At 71.3% G+C, this 16,038-nt stretch carries 12 protein-coding genes; 8 read left to right on the top strand and 4 right to left on the bottom strand.

Translation table 11 applies throughout. The annotated features are described in order from the left end of the window. Nucleotides 1-58: 58 nt before the first annotated feature. The 3 genes from ACIBCM_RS23615 to ACIBCM_RS23605 form a co-directional block, all read right to left on the bottom strand. Nucleotides 59-292, bottom strand: coding sequence for a hypothetical protein (locus tag ACIBCM_RS23615; protein WP_399246261.1), 234 nt, complete (start codon nt 290-292; stop codon nt 59-61). A gap of 198 nt (nt 293-490) precedes the next feature. Then, nucleotides 491-2,644 (bottom strand): 4-alpha-glucanotransferase, encoded by a 2,154-nt coding sequence (gene malQ, locus ACIBCM_RS23610; RefSeq protein ID WP_399246259.1) that lies wholly within the window; start codon nt 2,642-2,644, stop codon nt 491-493. Next, nucleotides 2,645-2,857 (bottom strand): hypothetical protein, encoded by a 213-nt coding sequence (locus tag ACIBCM_RS23605; RefSeq protein ID WP_399246257.1) that lies wholly within the window; start codon nt 2,855-2,857, stop codon nt 2,645-2,647. A 267-nt stretch (nt 2,858-3,124) separates the two neighbouring features. On the opposite strand from ACIBCM_RS23605, the gene ACIBCM_RS23600 reads away from it, so the two are divergent. After that, the gene (locus ACIBCM_RS23600) at nt 3,125-6,055 is read left to right on the top strand and encodes a beta-N-acetylglucosaminidase domain-containing protein (RefSeq protein WP_399246255.1); all 2,931 of its coding nucleotides are present in this window, start codon (nt 3,125-3,127) and stop codon (nt 6,053-6,055) included. A gap of 569 nt (nt 6,056-6,624) precedes the next feature. Here ACIBCM_RS23600 and ACIBCM_RS23595 read toward each other — a convergent pair. Next, nucleotides 6,625-7,161 (bottom strand): HNH endonuclease, encoded by a 537-nt coding sequence (locus tag ACIBCM_RS23595; RefSeq protein WP_389263597.1) that lies wholly within the window; start codon nt 7,159-7,161, stop codon nt 6,625-6,627. 264 nt (nt 7,162-7,425) lie between these two features. On the opposite strand from ACIBCM_RS23595, the gene ACIBCM_RS23590 reads away from it, so the two are divergent. The 7 genes from ACIBCM_RS23590 (at nt 7,426) to ACIBCM_RS23560 (ending at nt 16,032) form a co-directional block, all read left to right on the top strand. Continuing rightward, nucleotides 7,426-8,526 (top strand): mechanosensitive ion channel domain-containing protein, encoded by a 1,101-nt coding sequence (locus ACIBCM_RS23590; RefSeq protein ID WP_399246252.1) that lies wholly within the window; start codon nt 7,426-7,428, stop codon nt 8,524-8,526. Between the two features lie 595 nt (nt 8,527-9,121). Continuing rightward, nucleotides 9,122-10,285, top strand: a complete 1,164-nt coding sequence (locus ACIBCM_RS23585; protein WP_399246415.1) for an ROK family protein — start codon at nt 9,122-9,124, stop codon at nt 10,283-10,285. A gap of 295 nt (nt 10,286-10,580) precedes the next feature. After that, the gene (locus tag ACIBCM_RS23580; RefSeq protein WP_399246250.1) at nt 10,581-11,918 is read left to right on the top strand and encodes an ABC transporter substrate-binding protein; all 1,338 of its coding nucleotides are present in this window, start codon (nt 10,581-10,583) and stop codon (nt 11,916-11,918) included. 19 nt (nt 11,919-11,937) lie between these two features. Beyond that, nucleotides 11,938-12,879: a carbohydrate ABC transporter permease gene (locus ACIBCM_RS23575; protein WP_399246248.1), complete on the top strand. Its 942-nt coding sequence runs from the start codon at nt 11,938-11,940 to the stop codon at nt 12,877-12,879. 1 nt (nt 12,880) lies between these two features. Then, a complete protein-coding gene (locus ACIBCM_RS23570; protein ID WP_399246246.1) occupies nt 12,881-13,780 on the top strand; it encodes a carbohydrate ABC transporter permease in 900 nt (299 codons plus the stop codon). Between the two features lie 6 nt (nt 13,781-13,786). Beyond that, nucleotides 13,787-15,052 (top strand): 6-phospho-beta-glucosidase, encoded by a 1,266-nt coding sequence (locus tag ACIBCM_RS23565; RefSeq protein WP_399246244.1) that lies wholly within the window; start codon nt 13,787-13,789, stop codon nt 15,050-15,052. Then, nucleotides 15,043-16,032, top strand: a complete 990-nt coding sequence (locus tag ACIBCM_RS23560) for an N-acetylglucosamine kinase (RefSeq protein ID WP_399246242.1) — start codon at nt 15,043-15,045, stop codon at nt 16,030-16,032. Before ACIBCM_RS23565 ends, ACIBCM_RS23560 begins: the two co-directional genes overlap by 10 nt. Nucleotides 16,033-16,038 lie beyond the last annotated feature (6 nt).

Here is a 16,038-nt window from a genome sequence, read left to right as displayed (position 1 = left end):
GGAGGAGTCTCGGCGAGGCCCCGAAGGGCCGGCCCCCGAGGGCCCGCCCGGAGTCGGGTTACTGGGGCTGCTTCTTGGACTTGTCGAAGATCATCACCAGGACGATGATCCCGAGGAAGATCGCCAGCGGCGTCAGAACGAACAGACCGAGCGTCTCCATCAGGCTCAGGCCCTGGCCCGGGTCGTCGCCGTCGTCGCGCGTCAGGGCGAGCGCGGGCGACGACAGGAGCAGCATCATCAGCGTCGTACCGGCCGCGACGGTGCCGGCGCGCATAGCGTTCTTCTTGTCCACGGTGCCAACGTAGCGAACGCCCGATCGGGGCGCGCGCCCGGGGTGCCGTATGGCAGGGAAAGGGGACCCGTGCCCCCGGAGGACGTACCGAGAAAAGACGAGGACGCACGGGGACCTACAGCGGGCGTACCAAGCACACAGGGACACACGAGGATCGCACGAAGAACGCGCGAGGGAGCCACGGCGCGGGGTGTCATCTCAGCGCGGTTCCCCGGCGGACGCCCCACGCGGGCCGAACACCTCCATCAGGGAGTGCAGCCGGGGCGAGGCGGTCAGCTCCTCCAGGGTGAGCGGGCGGCCCTCGGCGTCCGCGATCGGAAGCCGCCAGTTGGGGTACTGATCCCAGGTGCCGGGCAGATTCTGCGGGCGGCGGTCGCCCACCGCGTCCGGCAGCCAGACGCCGACCATACGGGCGGGCGTACGCAGCAGAAAGCGGTGGACCGCGCGGATCCGGCCCTCCTCGTCGCCGGTGCCCTCGGGCAGCAGCCCGAGGCCCCTGAGGAGACCGATCCACTCGGCGACATCCGCCATTTCCCTGGTGCGCTCCCGCTCCAGGGGCTGGGCGAGCAGCCCGAGGCGGTCGCGCAGTTCGACGTGCTCCCCCGTCAGCCGGGCGGCCGTGGGCGGCAGATCGTGGGTGGTCGCGGTCGCCAGACACCCCTCGCGCCAGCTCTCCGGCGGCAGTGGACGGCCCGTGCCGGCCCAGTCGCGCTCGAACCAGAGCACGGAGGTGCCCAGCACCCCCCGCCGCGCGAGGGCCTCCCGTACCCCCGGCTCGACCGTGCCGAGGTCCTCCCCCAGGATGACGGCGCCCGCGCGGTGGGCCTCCAGGACGAGGACGGCGAGCATCGCCTCGGCGTCGTAGCGCACATAGGCGCCCTCGGTGGGCGCGCTGCCCACGGGGACCCACCAGAGCCGGAACAGGCCCATGACATGGTCGATCCGCAGCGCGCCCGCGTGTCTGAGGAGGGCACGCAGGAGACCGCGGTAGGGGGCGTATCCGGAAGCGGCGAGCGTGTCGGGGCGCCAGGGGGGCAGACCCCAGTCCTGGCCGTGGGGGTTGAAGGCGTCGGGGGGCGCGCCCGCGGACATGCCGGAGGCGAAGACCTCGCCCTGGGCCCAGGTGTCCGCCCCGGCCGGGTGGACCCCGACGGCCAGGTCGTGGACGATGCCGATGCCCATGCCCGACTCACGGGCGACCCGGTCGGCCGCTTCGAGCTGGGTGTCGGTGAGCCAGGCGAGCCGGGAGTGGAAGTCGACCCGGTCCAGCAGCTCGTGCCGGGCGCGGGCGGTCTCCGCCGAGCGCGGGTCGCGCAGCCCCTCGGGCCAGGTGTGCCAGTCGGCGCCGTGGACCTCGGCGAGGGCGTTCCAGGTGGCGTGGTCCTCCAGCGCGCGGCCCTGGCCGGCGAGGAAGTCCCAGTAGGCGGCGCGACGGCCGGGCCCCAGCGGAACGCGGCCCACCAGCTCCAGCGCCTCGCGCTTGAGCGCCCACACGGCGTCCCGGTCGATCAGCCCGCCCCTGTCCAGTACGGCCTCGCGCAGGGTCGCGCCCGCGCGGCGCAGCTCCTCCAGCCGGGCCCGGGCGGTTCCGCTCACGTACGCGTACTCGGGCACGTCCTCGACGCGCAGATGCACGGGGTCGGGGAAGCGGCGCGACGAGGGGCGGTACGGGGAGGGGTCGGCGGGCTTTCCCGGGGCACCGGGCAGGGCCGCGTGCAGGGGATTGATCTGGACGAATCCGGCGCCGAGCGCCCGTCCGGACCAGGTGGCCAGCTCCGTCAGGTCACCGAGGTCGCCCATGCCCCAGGAGCGGCTGGAGAGCAGGGAGTAGAGCTGGACGAGGAATCCGTACGACCGGCCGGAGGGCTCGGGGGCGCGCGAGGGCGCGACGACGAGGGTGCTGCGGGCGGTGCGGCCGTCGAGGGCCTCGGCCGTCAGCCGGTGCACCCCGTACGGCAGGTCGCTCCAGGGGCCTTCCCAGGGCGGGCACAGGTCCGCGCCCGCACGGTTACCGGCGGCGGTGTCGGTGTCGCGGACCTGGCCGCAGTCCTCCGGGTCCGGCCGGCCGTCCTCCTCCAGGGCCAGTCGCAGGACGGTGCCCTTCGGCAGACCGAGGTCCGGGGTGCCTTCGTCCTCCCGCCAGTACACGACCGCCGGGGGCAGCAGCCGCGCTTCGGCCTCCGCTTCACCGCGCTCCAGCGCCTCCCGGACCGCCGCGTCGCCGGTCGCGTCGACGCCGAGCGCGTCGAGGACCGCGACGACGGTGGGTTCCGGGACGGGGACACTCACTCCTTCGGAGGGAGAGAAGGCGGTGGCGACTCCGTGCAGCGCGGCGAGCCGGTCAAGGCTCATTCAGACTCCTGGGGACTGGGTCCCTCCGGCCGAACCGGGAGCGGTCGGCTCACTGGTGAGGGGGGTGCTTTCGGCGAGTGGGGGTTCGCTGGTGAGCGGTGCGGGGCCGGGGAGCGGGGGTTCACTGGTGAGCGGACCGGGGATCGAGTCGATCCCCGGCACCTGTTTGGACAGGGCGGACAGAAGGAGGTGGGCTGCGGCCACGGCGATCACTCCCAACGGACGGTAACGGCTCTCCGGGGCCCTACCCAGCGGGCGCGTCGGCAGACGTACACGATCAGGCAACGTGTCCCCCGTCACTTTCCGTTCCCGGTGGGCCGGTTGGCCGAAAACCAGCCGTCCGCCGGAACAGTCTGTTTCGTCTGCATCCGCCGGACCAGGCAAAAGGCGCAGAACGGCCACCCGCGTTGACACTTCAGGACAAGGGTGATGGGCTCGTTATCCGTTGGATACATTTCTGGGATCCGAGGGGAGACGAGCGTGCGGCTCGGACGCGGAAGGCGTACGGCCACGGCCGTCGCGGTCGCCGTCATCGGCGGTCTCCTCAGCGGTACCCACGGCGCCTCCGCCGCTCCGGGGGAGCCCGGCGCCCCCGCCGGCACCACGGAGAACCCCACGAACGAGGGAACGGTTCCCCCGGTGTGGCCGCGCCCGCAGTCGATACGCGCGGCCGGCCCCTCGGTGCCGCTGGGCGACCAGGTCACCGTCCTCGCGGACCCCGGAGCCGACCCGCGCGCCGTCGAGCTGGCCCATCGGCTGCTGCGCGACGCGGGCGTCCGGACCCTCTACACCGCGCTGCCCGGCCGCGGGCCCGTACTGCGCCTCGGCGGCACGGGCGCGCAGGACGCGCTGCGCGCCCTGAGAGTGGCCGAGCGGGCCGATCTGCCGGTGGGCGGCTACCGGCTGGCGACGGGCCGGGCCGGGGGCCGGGACACGATCGCACTGGACGGCGTCGGCGAGGACGGACTGTTCCACGGCGTCCAGACCCTGCGCCAGCTGATCACCGGCCCGGGGGGCGCCGGGCGGTCGGTGGCGGGCGTCGTCGTGCGCGACTGGCCGGGCACGGTGGTACGCGGGATGACGGAAGGTTTCTACGGGGAGCCGTGGAGCCACGCACAGCGGCTGGCCCAGGTCGATTTCATGGGCCGTACCAAGCAGAACCGATACCTCTACGCCCCCGGTGACGACCCCTTCCGCCAGGCGCGCTGGCGCGATCCCTATCCGGCGGACAGGCGCGCGGAGTTCCGCGAGCTGGCGGACCGGGCCCGGCAGAACCATGTGACGCTCGCCTGGGCCGTCGCGCCCGCGCAGGAGATGTGTCTCGCCAAGGACGAGGACGTCAGGGCGCTCACCCGCAAGATCGACGCGATGTGGGCGCTGGGGGTGCGGGCGTTCCAGCTCCAGTTCCAGGACGTCAGCTACAGCGAGTGGCACTGCGACCGGGACGCGGAGGTCTTCGGGCGGGGCCCCGAGGCGGCGGCCCGGGCGCAGGCGCGGGTGGCGGGCGCGGTGGCGGCGCATCTGGCACAGCGCCATCCAGGGGCGGAGCCCCTGTCGCTGATGCCGACGGAGTTCTACCAGGAGGGTGAGACGAAGTACCGCCGTGCCCTCGCGGACGAGCTGGACTGGCGGGTCCAGGTGGCGTGGACGGGCGTCGGCGTGGTGCCGCGTACGATCACCGGCCGGGAACTGGCGGGCGCGCGGGAGGCGTTCGACCATCCGCTGGTCACCATGGACAACTACCCGGTCAACGACTACGCGCAGGACCGGCTGTTCCTCGGCCCGTACACGGGCCGGGAGCCCGGCGTGGCGTCCGGTTCCGCGGCCCTGCTGACCAACGCGATGGAGCAGGCGTCCGCGTCCCGCATTCCGCTGTTCACCGCCGCCGACTACGCCTGGAACCCGAAGGGCTACCGCCCCCAGGAGTCCTGGGGGGCCGCCCTGGACGACCTGGCGGGCGGCGACGCCGAGGCGCGTAGGGCGCTCGGCGCGCTGGCGGGCAACCACGCCTCGTCGATCCTGAACCCAGCCGAGTCCGGCTATCTCAAGCCCCTCCTCGACGACTTCTGGCGTACGCGTACGGGCCCGGACACGGCGGCCCGCGACCGGGCGGCGGCCTCGCTGCGGGCCGCGTTCACGGTGATGCGGGAGGCCCCCGGGAGCCTTTCCCGGCCCGCCGGCGGCCGGCTGGACGACGAGGTACGGCCGTGGCTGGACCAGCTGGCGCGGTTCGGCCGTGCGGGCGAACTGTCGGTCGACATGCTCCAGGCCCAGTCCAGGAGCGACGGCGAGTCGGCCTGGCGGGCCTCCCTGGAGCTGGAGAAGGTACGCAAGGGGCTGGCGGCGTCCCGGGCCGTGGTCGGCAAGGGTGTGCTCGACCCGTTCCTGGTACGGGCCGAGAAGGAGTCCGCCGCCTGGACGGGCGCGGCACGGGTCACGAGGACGGCGGGCGACGCCACGGTCCGGCTGGACCGCCCCCGCCCCCTGAGCACGGTCACGGCGATGACCGTCCCCGGGGCCTCCCCCGGCCGGCTGGAGGCCCACGTTCCGGGCGAGGGCTGGCGTTCCCTGGGCCGGCTGTCCCCGAGCGGCTGGACCCAGGCCGACATCAAGGGCCTGCGGGTGGACGCGATACGCGTCGCCTCCGACGGATTCCCGCCCGTCACCGTACGGTCCCTCGTGCCCTGGTTCGCCGACGAACCCGCGGCCGGTCTGGAGCTCGTACGCACCGAGACGGACGCGGAGATCGGCGGCGCCCCCCAGCGGACGGATGTCCGTCTGACCGCCCAGCGCCCCGCGGCGGTCCAGGGCACGCTGACCGCGAAGGTGCCGGCGGGGATCAAGGTGACGGTACCGCCGAAGACCACCGTCCCGCGCGGGCTGCGGACGACGGTCCCGGTATTGATCACCGTCCCCGAGGGCACCCCCGCCGGGGAGTACCGGGTGTCCCTCTCCTTCGCGGGCCAGGAAGAGACCCTGACCGTCCGGGCCTACCCCCGCACGGGCGGCCCCGACCTCGCCCGCGCCCCGGGCGCCTCGGCCTCCTCGTCCGGCGACGAGACCCCCGACTTCCCGCCCTCCTCCGCCCTCGACGCGGACCCGGCCACCCGCTGGTCCTCCCCCTACGAGGACGGCGCCTGGTGGCAGCTCCGGCTCGCCTCACCCGCCCGCGTCGGCCAGGTCGTCCTCCACTGGCAGGACGCCTACGCCAAGCGCTACCGCATCCAGGTCTCCCCCGACGGCCGCACCTGGCGCACCGCCGCCACGGTCACCGACGGCAAGGGCGGCCGCGAATCCGTCCGCCTCGACGCCCCCGGCGCCCGCTTCCTCCGCATCCAGGGCGACCAGCGAGCCACCCGCTTCGGCTACTCCCTCTTCTCGGTGGAGACCTACGCGGTGGCAGCGGAGTAGGCATGCCCGGGGGCTGCCCCGCCCACCCCACGCACCCGCCGGCCGAGCGCCAGGGGCCTGCGCCCTTCCCCCTCACCCGTAGGGCCCGACGGCTGCCCCGAAGCGGGCCTGTGCCTTTCCCTTCACCCCCTGTGCCCGATGGGCGAGCGAACGAGGACCTGTGCCCTTCCCTCCACCCGCTGAGCTTGGCGAGTGAACGAAGAGGGGCCTGCACCCTCCCCTCCGCCCCGTGGGCCTGGCGGCTGAGCTGTCGAGATCCCGCATCCCTTCCCTCCACCCGTTGTGCCTGGCGAGTGAGCCGAAGGGGGCCGTGGGTGTCGAAAGGGAGAACGCGCGGAGGCCGCGAGGAACGAGCGGTCGAGCACGATCGACCGTCGACACACACTGAAGGCCCCCGGAGGAGAACCGAGCCACAAAAAATAGGCCGCGCGTCGGTCACCGTCCGGAGACCCCCCGCCCGGTGCCGACGGCCGAGCACACTCACCCGCCCCCACCCGCTCAAAGCCCTCAGCGTGAGGGTCCCCGGACTCCGTCCAGGGGAGAACCGAGCCACAAAAAATAGCCCCCTCTCAGGCAGAGATGCCGTCGATACGGGCCATTGCGTCCTCCGCGCCGTACGGTTGCAGGTACGGCAGCCAGCGTGGGTCCCTGTGACCCGTGCCGATGATGCGCCAGGCGAGGCCGCTCGGGGGTGCGGGCTGGTGGCGCAGGCGCCAGCCGAGTTCGCGCAGGTGGCGGTCCGCCTTGACGTGGTTGCAGCGGCGGCACGCGGCCACCACGTTGTCCCAGACGTGCTTGCCGCCGCGGCTGCGCGGGATGACGTGGTCGACGCTGGTTGCGACGCCACCGCAGTACATGCAGCGCCCGCCGTCGCGGGCGAAGAGCGCTTTGCGGGTCAATGGGACGGGCCCCCGATAGGGGACCCGGACGAACCGCTTCAGCCGTACGACGCTGGGTGCGGCGATGACACGGGTCGCGCTGTGCATGAAGGCGCCGGACTCCTCGAGGCAGAGAGCCTTGTTCTCCAGGACGAGGACGAGCGCGCGGCGGAGCGGTACGACACCGAGGGGCTCGTACGACGCGTTGAGGACCAGGACGTGCGGCACGGTTGATGCCTCCTTGTACGCCGGCGGCGCGTGGCTCGCGCCGGGACGATCTGCTCTCAGTCTCTCCTCCTGCCTGGTCCGAGCGCCACCACCGAGCGGTAACGGGCTCGAAGTGTTTTCAACCACATCACATATAACGACCACCTCCCCCGGTGTTCATCCCCAGGTGAGCCTTGTCTCTCCCCCGGCTGTGGCAACGGTGTGGACGAGATGCCCCGTTAGGGTGGTTGATCAGCCGTAAGCAACACCTGGAGGTTCGCCCTCGTGACCGCCCTCTGGTCATCTTTTCCCCTGGCCGCCGATCCCGCGGATCCCTCGGCCCCCACTCCGGGGCCGGTCACTCTCGACGAGGCCGCAGAGCATGCGGGGAACGCCGCCGGCTGGGTGGAGGAGAACTGGTCCACCTGGTTGAACACGGGTCTGCGCATCGCGCTGATCCTGGTCGTCGCGCTGGTGCTGCGGATGCTGGTTCGCCGGGCCCTGACGAAGCTGATAGCGCGGATGAACCGTTCCGCCCAGGCGGTGGAGGGCACGGCTCTCGGAGGGCTGCTGGTCAACGCGGAGCGGAGGCGTCAGCGTTCCGAGGCGATCGGGTCGGTGCTGCGGTCGGTGGCGTCGTTCCTGATTCTGGGTACGGCGGGGCTGATGATCCTCGGTGCCTTCCAGATCGATCTCGCGCCGCTGCTGGCGTCCGCGGGTGTGGCGGGTGTGGCGATCGGTTTCGGCGCGCGGAACCTGGTCACGGACTTTCTGTCCGGGGTCTTCATGATCATGGAGGACCAGTACGGGGTAGGCGACTCGATCGACGCGGGCGTGGCCTCGGGCGAGGTGGTCGAGGTCGGTCTGCGGGTGACGAAGCTGCGCGGTGACGACGGCGAGATCTGGTATGTGCGCAACGGCGAGATCAAGCGGATCGGAAACCTCAGTCAGGGCTGGGCGACCTCGACGGTGGATGTCACGGTCCGTCCGTCGGAGGATCTGGACCGGGTTCGCGCGGTGATCGGTGAGGTCGCGGACGAGCTGGCGAAGGCCGAGCCGTGGAACGAGCAGCTGTGGGGCCCGGTGGAGACGCTGGGTCTGACGGAGGTCCTGCTGGATTCGATGACGGTCCGGGTGGCGGCGAAGACGATGCCGGGCAAGGCGCTCGGGGTCGAGCGGGAGCTGCGCTGGCGGATCAAGCGGGCGTTCGACGCGGCGGGCATCCGTATCGTCGGCGGGCTTCCGGCGGTGGAGGAGGCCGCCCCGGCGCCGGATCCGACGGCGTCGGTCGCGCCGCCGTCGGCGCTGGCGAGCCCGGTGTCGCCGCAGTCGCTGGCGGCGTCGCCGATACCGCAGCCGACGAACCCGCCGAATCTGACGAAGTAGGGCGGGCCGGAAACGGCGGAGGCGGGTATCCCGTGGGGATGCCCGCCTCCGCCGTTTCCGCAAGGCCGCCGCCCCGCCCCGTACCCACCTCGCCATGCCCGCCCCGCACCACCCCAGACGGCCACGCACAAGGCATCGGCCCCCACCACCGAACGCCCCGGGCCCCGCCCCCGCACCACCCGAGCCGACCACGCACACCGCGCCGGCCCCACCACCATGCGCCCCGCCCCACTCCGTACGCGGCCCCGGCACCCCGGCTCAGCACCCCGGGGCCCCACACCCACCCCGCACGACCACGCACACCGCACCAACCCCCGGCACCAACCCGCACCCGCCCACGCCCCCACCGACCGAGCGCCCCCGCCCGAGCGCCCGCTCCACCCGACCCACGCCCCCGAAAATAACGCTTTGGTTGCCGCGGAAGCTCCGGCCATTGACGGCCCCCCGTCCCCGGGCCTACCTTCCTCACACCCCCGATAGGAAACTTTCCTAACAGTCCCACCATCCAGTCCGGGGGCCTCTCAGCCGAAGGGCAGGTGCATCCGCCGTGGCCGTCGCCGGTACGACCCCCGGTACGCCGCGCGTACTCCGCGCGATGAACGACCGCGCGGCGCTCGATCTGCTGCTGGAGCACGGGCCCCTCTCCCGTACCAGGATCGGAAAGCTGACCGGGCTCTCCAAGCCCACCGCGTCCCAGCTGCTGGTACGGCTGGAAGCGGCCGGGCTGGTCGTCGCCACCGGGACGACCGAGGGCAGGCCGGGCCCCAACGCCCAGCTGTACGCGGTCAACGCACGGGCCGCGTTCGCCGCCGGGCTCGATGTGACACCGCAGCGCATCCGCGCCGCCGTGGCCGACATCACCGGCGCGACGGTCGGGGAGTTCGAACTGCTCACCCCGGGCCGCCGTGCCGAGAGTGTCGTACGCCAGGTGACGGAGGCCCTCGACGGTGCCGCGAAGGCGGCGGAGCTGACCCGGGCCGACATCCACCGGCTCGTGATCGGGACACCGGGCGCGTTCGACCCGTCCACCGGCCGGCTGCGGTACGCCTCGCATCTGCCCGGCTGGCACTCCCCCACGCTGCTCGACGAGCTGGCCGCCGTACTGCCGATGCCCGTCGAGTACGAGAACGACGTCAATCTCGTCGCCCTCGCCGAGCAGCGGCTCGGGGCCGCCCACGGCCATGAGAACTTCATGCTGCTGTGGAACGAGGAGGGGCTGGGCGCCGCCCTCGTCATCGGCGGGAAGCTGCACCGCGGCTTCACCGGCGGGGCGGGCGAGGTCGGCTTCCTGCCGGTGCCGGGCACCCCGCTCGTACGGCAGGTGACCAAGGCCAACAGCGGGGGCTTCCAGGAGCTGGCCGGCGCGCAGGCGCTACCGCGCCTGGCCCGGGAGCTGGGGGTGACGGGCGTGGGCCAGGGCCACTACACCGAGGTCGCCACCGCGCTGGTCGCCGAGGCGGCCGAGGCGGGATCGGGGCCGTACCGACTGCTGCTCGACGCGTACGCGACCGGGCTGGCCACGGGGCTCGCGTCCATGGTCGCCGTACTCGATCCCGAACTCATCGTCCTCTCCGGCGAGGTGATCACCGCCGGCGGGGAGCCCCTGCGCGCTCTCGTCCAGGCGGAGCTGACGGAGCTGGCGGCGTCCCGGCCCCGGCTCGTACTCGGCTCCGTACGCGAACACCCGGTCCTGCGGGGGGCGCTGGAGAGTGCCCTGGCCACCACGCGGGACGAGATCTTCGACACCACGGCACGCTGACCACCGCACCGCACCACCAGCACACACCGCACACCCCACCGCGAGCACCACGCCACCGCGAGCACCACCCCAGCTCACAAAAACCACACCAGCACCAACACCACGCACCACCCCCCAGAACACCACCAGCCCCACGACCAGCCCCACAACCCACCACTGACACCCCACTCACTCACTCACTCACCTACTCACCCACGCACCCACCCACTCGCTCACCTCACGGCACCCCCTCGGCACCCCTCAGCACCACCGTTCCCCCCTCTTCACCCCCGACCCGCCACAGGGAGACACCGCCATGTCCACACGCACCAGGAAGACGGCAGCGGCGCTCGCAGCGACCGCCGCACTGACCCTGCTCGCCTCGGCCTGTACGGGGTCGACGGAGAACGCGGCCGACGACGACCCCGACGCCAAGACCACCCTCACGCTCTGGCACGGCTGGTCCGCGCCCAGCGAGGTCAAGGCGATCCAGGACAACGTCAAGCGCTTCGAGGCCGCCCACAAGAACATCACGGTCAAGGTCGTCGGCAATATGACCGACGACAAGATCAACCAGGCGCTGCGGGCGGGCGGTTCGAAGGCCCCCGACGTGGTCTCGTCGTTCACGACGGACAGCGTGGGCAAGTTCTGCACGAGCGGCGCGTTCGTCGACCTCAAGCCGTTCCTGGAGAAGTCGAAGATCGACCCGGCGAAGGTCTTCCACAAGCCGCTGCTGGACTACACGCAGTTCGAGGGCAATCAGTGTGCCCTTCCGCTGCTGAACGACGCCTACGGCCTGTACTACAACATCGACGCCTTCGAGGCGGCCGGGATCACCGCGCCGCCGAAGACGTGGAGCGAGTTCGAGAAGGTCGCCCAGAAGCTCACCCAGGCCAAGGGCGACAGCTACAAGCAGCTCGGTTTCATGCCGAACTACCACGGCTACGAGACCACCCCCATGCACTACGCCTCGCAGTGGTCGCCGACCTACTTCGACGCCGACGGCAAGTCGAACGTCGCCAAGGACCCCGCGTTCGCGAAGATGATGACCTATCAGAAGGGTCTCATCGACAAGCTCGGCGGCTTCGCGAAGCTGGAGAAGTACCGCAACACCTTCGGTGACGAGTGGGGCGCCAAGCACCCCTTCCACACCGGTCAGGTCGCCATGCAGCTCGACGGGGAGTGGCGGCTCGGCATGGCCAAGGACGCGGGTGTGAAGTTCAGGATCGGCACCGCGCCGCTGCCCGTCGCCGACGACAAGGTCGCGGACTACGGCATGGGCTACCTCTCCGGCACGATCATGGGCATAGCCTCCACCAGCAAGAAGCAGAACGCGGCGTGGGAGCTGGTGAAGTACATGACCACGGACACCGCCGCGGTGGTGGCCTTCTCCAACGGCATCCGGAACGTGCCGTCCACGATCGAGGCGCTGGAGTCGCCCGACCTGAAGTTCGACCCGGCGTTCAAGACGTTCATCGACATCGCCAAGCACCCCAAGTCCAGCACCACCCCCGCGAACGTCGACGGCGGCGCCTACCAGGTGACGTTCCAGGACTTCGGCTACCAGTACGAGGCGGGCAAGGTGAAGGACCTCCAGGCCGGGCTGGAGAAGACGGCGAAGCAGATCGACACCGACATCGCCAAGCAGAAGTAGCCACCGGAACCACCGAGCGATGACCACGCACACCCTGCGTTCGAAGCGCCGCCGGTCGGCGCTTCGAACCGTGGCGTTTCTGTCCCCCTGGTTGATCGGCTTCAGCGTCTTCTTCGCGTATCCGCTGATCTCGACCGTCTACTTCTCCTTCATGAAGTACGACGGTTTCCGTCCCCCCACCCCCAATGGACTGGAGAACTGGACCTACGTCTTCAGTGAGTACCGGCTGTTCTGGCCCGCGCTCCGGAACACACTCTGGCTGGTCGTGGTGATGGTCAGCTGCCGGGTGGTCTTCGGCCTCGGCATCGGCCTGCTGATCACCCGGATCAAGTCGGGCGCCGGGGTCTTCCGCACCCTGTTCTATCTGCCGTATCTCGCACCGCCGGTCGCCGCCACACTGGCCTTCGTCTTTCTGCTCAACCCCGGTACGGGGCCGGTGAACTCGATCCTGGACTCGATCGGGCTGCCCAGCCCCGGCTGGTTCACCGATCCGGCCTGGTCCAAGCCGGCGCTCACGATGCTGGCGCTCTGGGGCATCGGCGATCTGATGGTGATCTTCATGGCGGCGCTGCTGGACGTACCGAAGGAGCAGTACGAGGCGGCCGAGCTCGACGGGGCCTCGTCCTGGCAGCGCTTCCGCTTCGTGACCCTGCCGAACATCTCGCCGATCGTGATGTTCGCCGTGGTCACCGGGGTGATCCAGACGATGCAGTACTACACCCAGCCCCTGGTCGCGGGGAAGGTCGCGTCCGGGATCATCGGCGGCAGCGGGCAGCAGTTCGAGCCCGGCTATCCCGAGAAGTCCACCCTGACGCTGCCGCAGCTGATCTACAACATCGGCTTCCAGCGCTTCGACTACGGCGCGGCGGCGGTCATCGCGCTGGTCCTGTTCGTGCTCTCCATGGTCTTCACCGCGTTTCTGATGCGCCGGCGCGGCGGCCTCGTACAGGTGGGTGACTGAGATGACCCGACTGCTCGACAAGGAACCGGTGGCAACGGGCTCCGCGCCGCTGACGGCCGCCGCGCGCACGGCCCGCCGCAAGGCTCTGCTGCACTGGATCGCGGTGCACTCGCTCGGCATCGCCGCCGCGCTGTTCTTCGTCCTCCCCTTCGTCTTCGTCGTGCTGACCTCGCTGATGAGCGACCAGCAGACGCTCACCAGGGATCTGATCCCGACGAACTGGGAGTGGGGCAACTACCCCAAGGTGCTCGACACCCCGGGCTTTCTGACCTGGTGGCGCAACACGCTGCTGTACGCGGGGCTGGGCACCGTTCTGACGGTGCTGTCGTCCATCCCGGTGGCGTACGCGCTCGCCAAGTTCCGCTTCCGCGGACAGCGGCTGGCGATGATGCTCGTCATCTCGATGATGATGCTGCCGCCGCAGGTCGTCATCATCCCGATGTACCTCTTCTGGGCGAAGGAGCTGGACCTCGCGGGCACCCTGTGGCCGCTGATCATCCCGATGGCGTTCGGCGACGCGTTCTCGATCTTCCTGCTGCGCCAGTTCCTGCTCACCATCCCCAACGAGTATCTGGACTCGGCGAAGGTGGACGGCTGCGGTGAACTGCGCACCCTGATCAGGATCGTGCTGCCGATGGCCAAGCCGGGCATCGCGGCGGTGGCGCTGTTCCAGTTCTTCTACGCCTGGAACGACTACTTCGGTCCGCAGATCTACGCCTCCGAGAATCCGGGCGCCTGGACGCTCAGCTATGGACTGGAGTCGTTCAAGGGAGCGCATCACACCGACTGGAATCTGACCATGGCCGCGACCGTCCTGGTCATGGCCCCCGTGATCATCGTGTTCTTCTTCGCCCAGAAGGCGTTTGTCGAAGGAGTCACACTGACCGGAGTGAAGGGCTAGACATCTATGAAGCTCGCTGTCGTGGGTGGCGGATCCACCTATACCCCGGAGCTGATCGACGGCTTCGCCCGGCTGAGGGACACGCTCCCCATCAGCGAACTGGTCCTCGTCGACCCGGATGTGGAGCGGCTGGGACTGGTCGGCGGACTGGCGCGGCGGATCTTCGCCAGGCAGGGCCACCCGGGGACCGTCGTCACCACCTCGGACACCGACGCGGGTGTCGCGGACGCCGACGCGGTCCTGCTCCAGCTGCGCGTCGGCGGCCAGGCGGCCCGTCTCCAGGACGAGACCTGGCCGCTGGAGTGCGGCTGTGTCGGCCAGGAGACGACGGGCGCGGGCGGCCTCGCCAAGGCGCTGCGGACCGTTCCCGTCGTCCTCGACATCGCCGAGCGGGTCCGGCGCACCAACCCGGACGCCTGGATCATCGACTTCACCAATCCGGTGGGGATCGTGACCCGGGCGCTGCTGCGGGCCGGCCACCGGGCCGTCGGGCTGTGCAATGTCGCCATCGCCTTCCAGCGGAAGTTCGCGGGGCTGCTGGACGTGAACCCGTCCGACGTCCATCTCGACCATGTGGGGCTCAACCATCTGAGCTGGGAGACGGGCGTACGGATCGGCGGTCCCGCGGGCGCGGACGTGCTGCCGAAGCTGCTGGCCGAGCACGGGGAGACGATCGCGGACGATCTGCGGCTGCCGCGGGTGCTCCTGGACCGGCTCGGTGTGATCCCCTCGTACTATCTGCGCTACTTCTACGCGCACGACGAGGTCGTACGGGAGCTGAGGACCAAGCCGTCCCGGGCCGCGGAGGTCGCGGAGATGGAGAAGCACCTCCTGAAGATGTACGGCGACCCGGAACTCGACACCAAGCCCGCGCTGCTGGCGAAGCGGGGAGGGGCGTTCTACTCGGAGGCGGCCGTGGATCTGGCGGCGTCGCTGCTGGGTTCGGGCGGCAGCCCGTACCAGGTGGTGAACACCCTCAACAACGGCACCCTGCCCTTCCTCCCGGACGACGCCGTCATCGAGACCCAGGCCACCGTCGGCCCTCAGGGCGCGCGTCCGCTGGCCGTACCCGCCGTCGATCCGCTGTACGCGGGGCTCGCGGCCCAGGTCACCGCCTATGAGGACCTGGCGCTTCAGGCCGCCCTGCACGGCGGGCGCGACCGGGTGTTCAAGGCGCTGCTGTCACATCCCCTGATCGGCCAGTACGAGTACGCCGAGGCGCTCACCGACAAGCTGATCGCGCACAACCGGGAGCACCTCGCGTGGGCGTGACCGCTGCCGTCCTCGCCATCGACGCGGGCAACAGCAAGACCGATGTGGCCTTCGTCGGCCGGGACGGGTCGGTCCTGGCGTCGGCGCGCGGACGCCATGGCTTCCAGCCGCCGAGGGTCGGTGTCGAGGCCGCGATCGACGCCCTCGCGGCGACCGTCGAGGAGGCGCTCGCCCTGGCCCGGGCCCGGGGGCGGCCCATCGCCGGGGCCGAGCACGTCTCGGCCTGTCTGGCCAATGTGGATCTCCCGGTGGAGGAACGGGAGCTGACGGCGGCTCTGGCGGCGCGCGGCTGGGGGCGTACGACGGACGTACGGAACGACACGTTCGCGATCCTGCGGGCCGGTCTCGACGAGCCGCGCGGGGTGGCCGTCGTCTGCGGCGCGGGCATCAACTGCGTGGGCATGCTGCCGGACGGCCGTACCGCCCGCTTCCCCGCGATCGGCAAGATCTCCGGGGACTGGGGCGGGGGCCAGGGGCTGGCGGAGGAGTCCCTGTGGCACGCGGCCCGCGCGGAGGACGGCCGGGGGGAGCCGACGGCCCTGGCGCGGACCCTTCCGGGGCACTTCGGGCTGGACTCGATGTACGCGCTGATCGAGGCGCTGCACCGGGGCGGTATCCCCTACGCCCGTACGCATGAGCTGACGCCGGTCCTCTTCGCGACCAGCGCGGCGGGGGACCCGGTGGCCGGGTCGCTGGTCCGCCGGCTGGCGGAGGAGGTCGTGTCCATGTCCACGGTCGCCCTCTCCCGCCTCGATCTGCTCGACGAGGAGGCGCCTGTCCTGCTCGGCGGGAGTGTGCTGGCCGCCCGCCATCCCGAACTGGACGCGCAGATCACCGCCCTGCTCGCCGCGAAGGCCCCCAAGGCGTCGGCGGAGGTCGTGACGGCTCCGCCGGTGCTCGGCGCGATCCTGCTGGGGCTGGACCACACGGGGGCGCCGCCGGAGGCCCGCGCCCGGCTGCGCTCGTACTACGCCGTCTGACGGCCG

It is taken from the genome of Streptomyces sp. NPDC051018 (assembly GCF_044456085.1).
Taxonomy (GTDB): domain Bacteria; phylum Actinomycetota; class Actinomycetes; order Streptomycetales; family Streptomycetaceae; genus Streptomyces.
The sequence above is the reverse complement of the archived record's forward strand: the minus strand, read 5'-3'. Positions and strand labels throughout refer to the sequence as shown.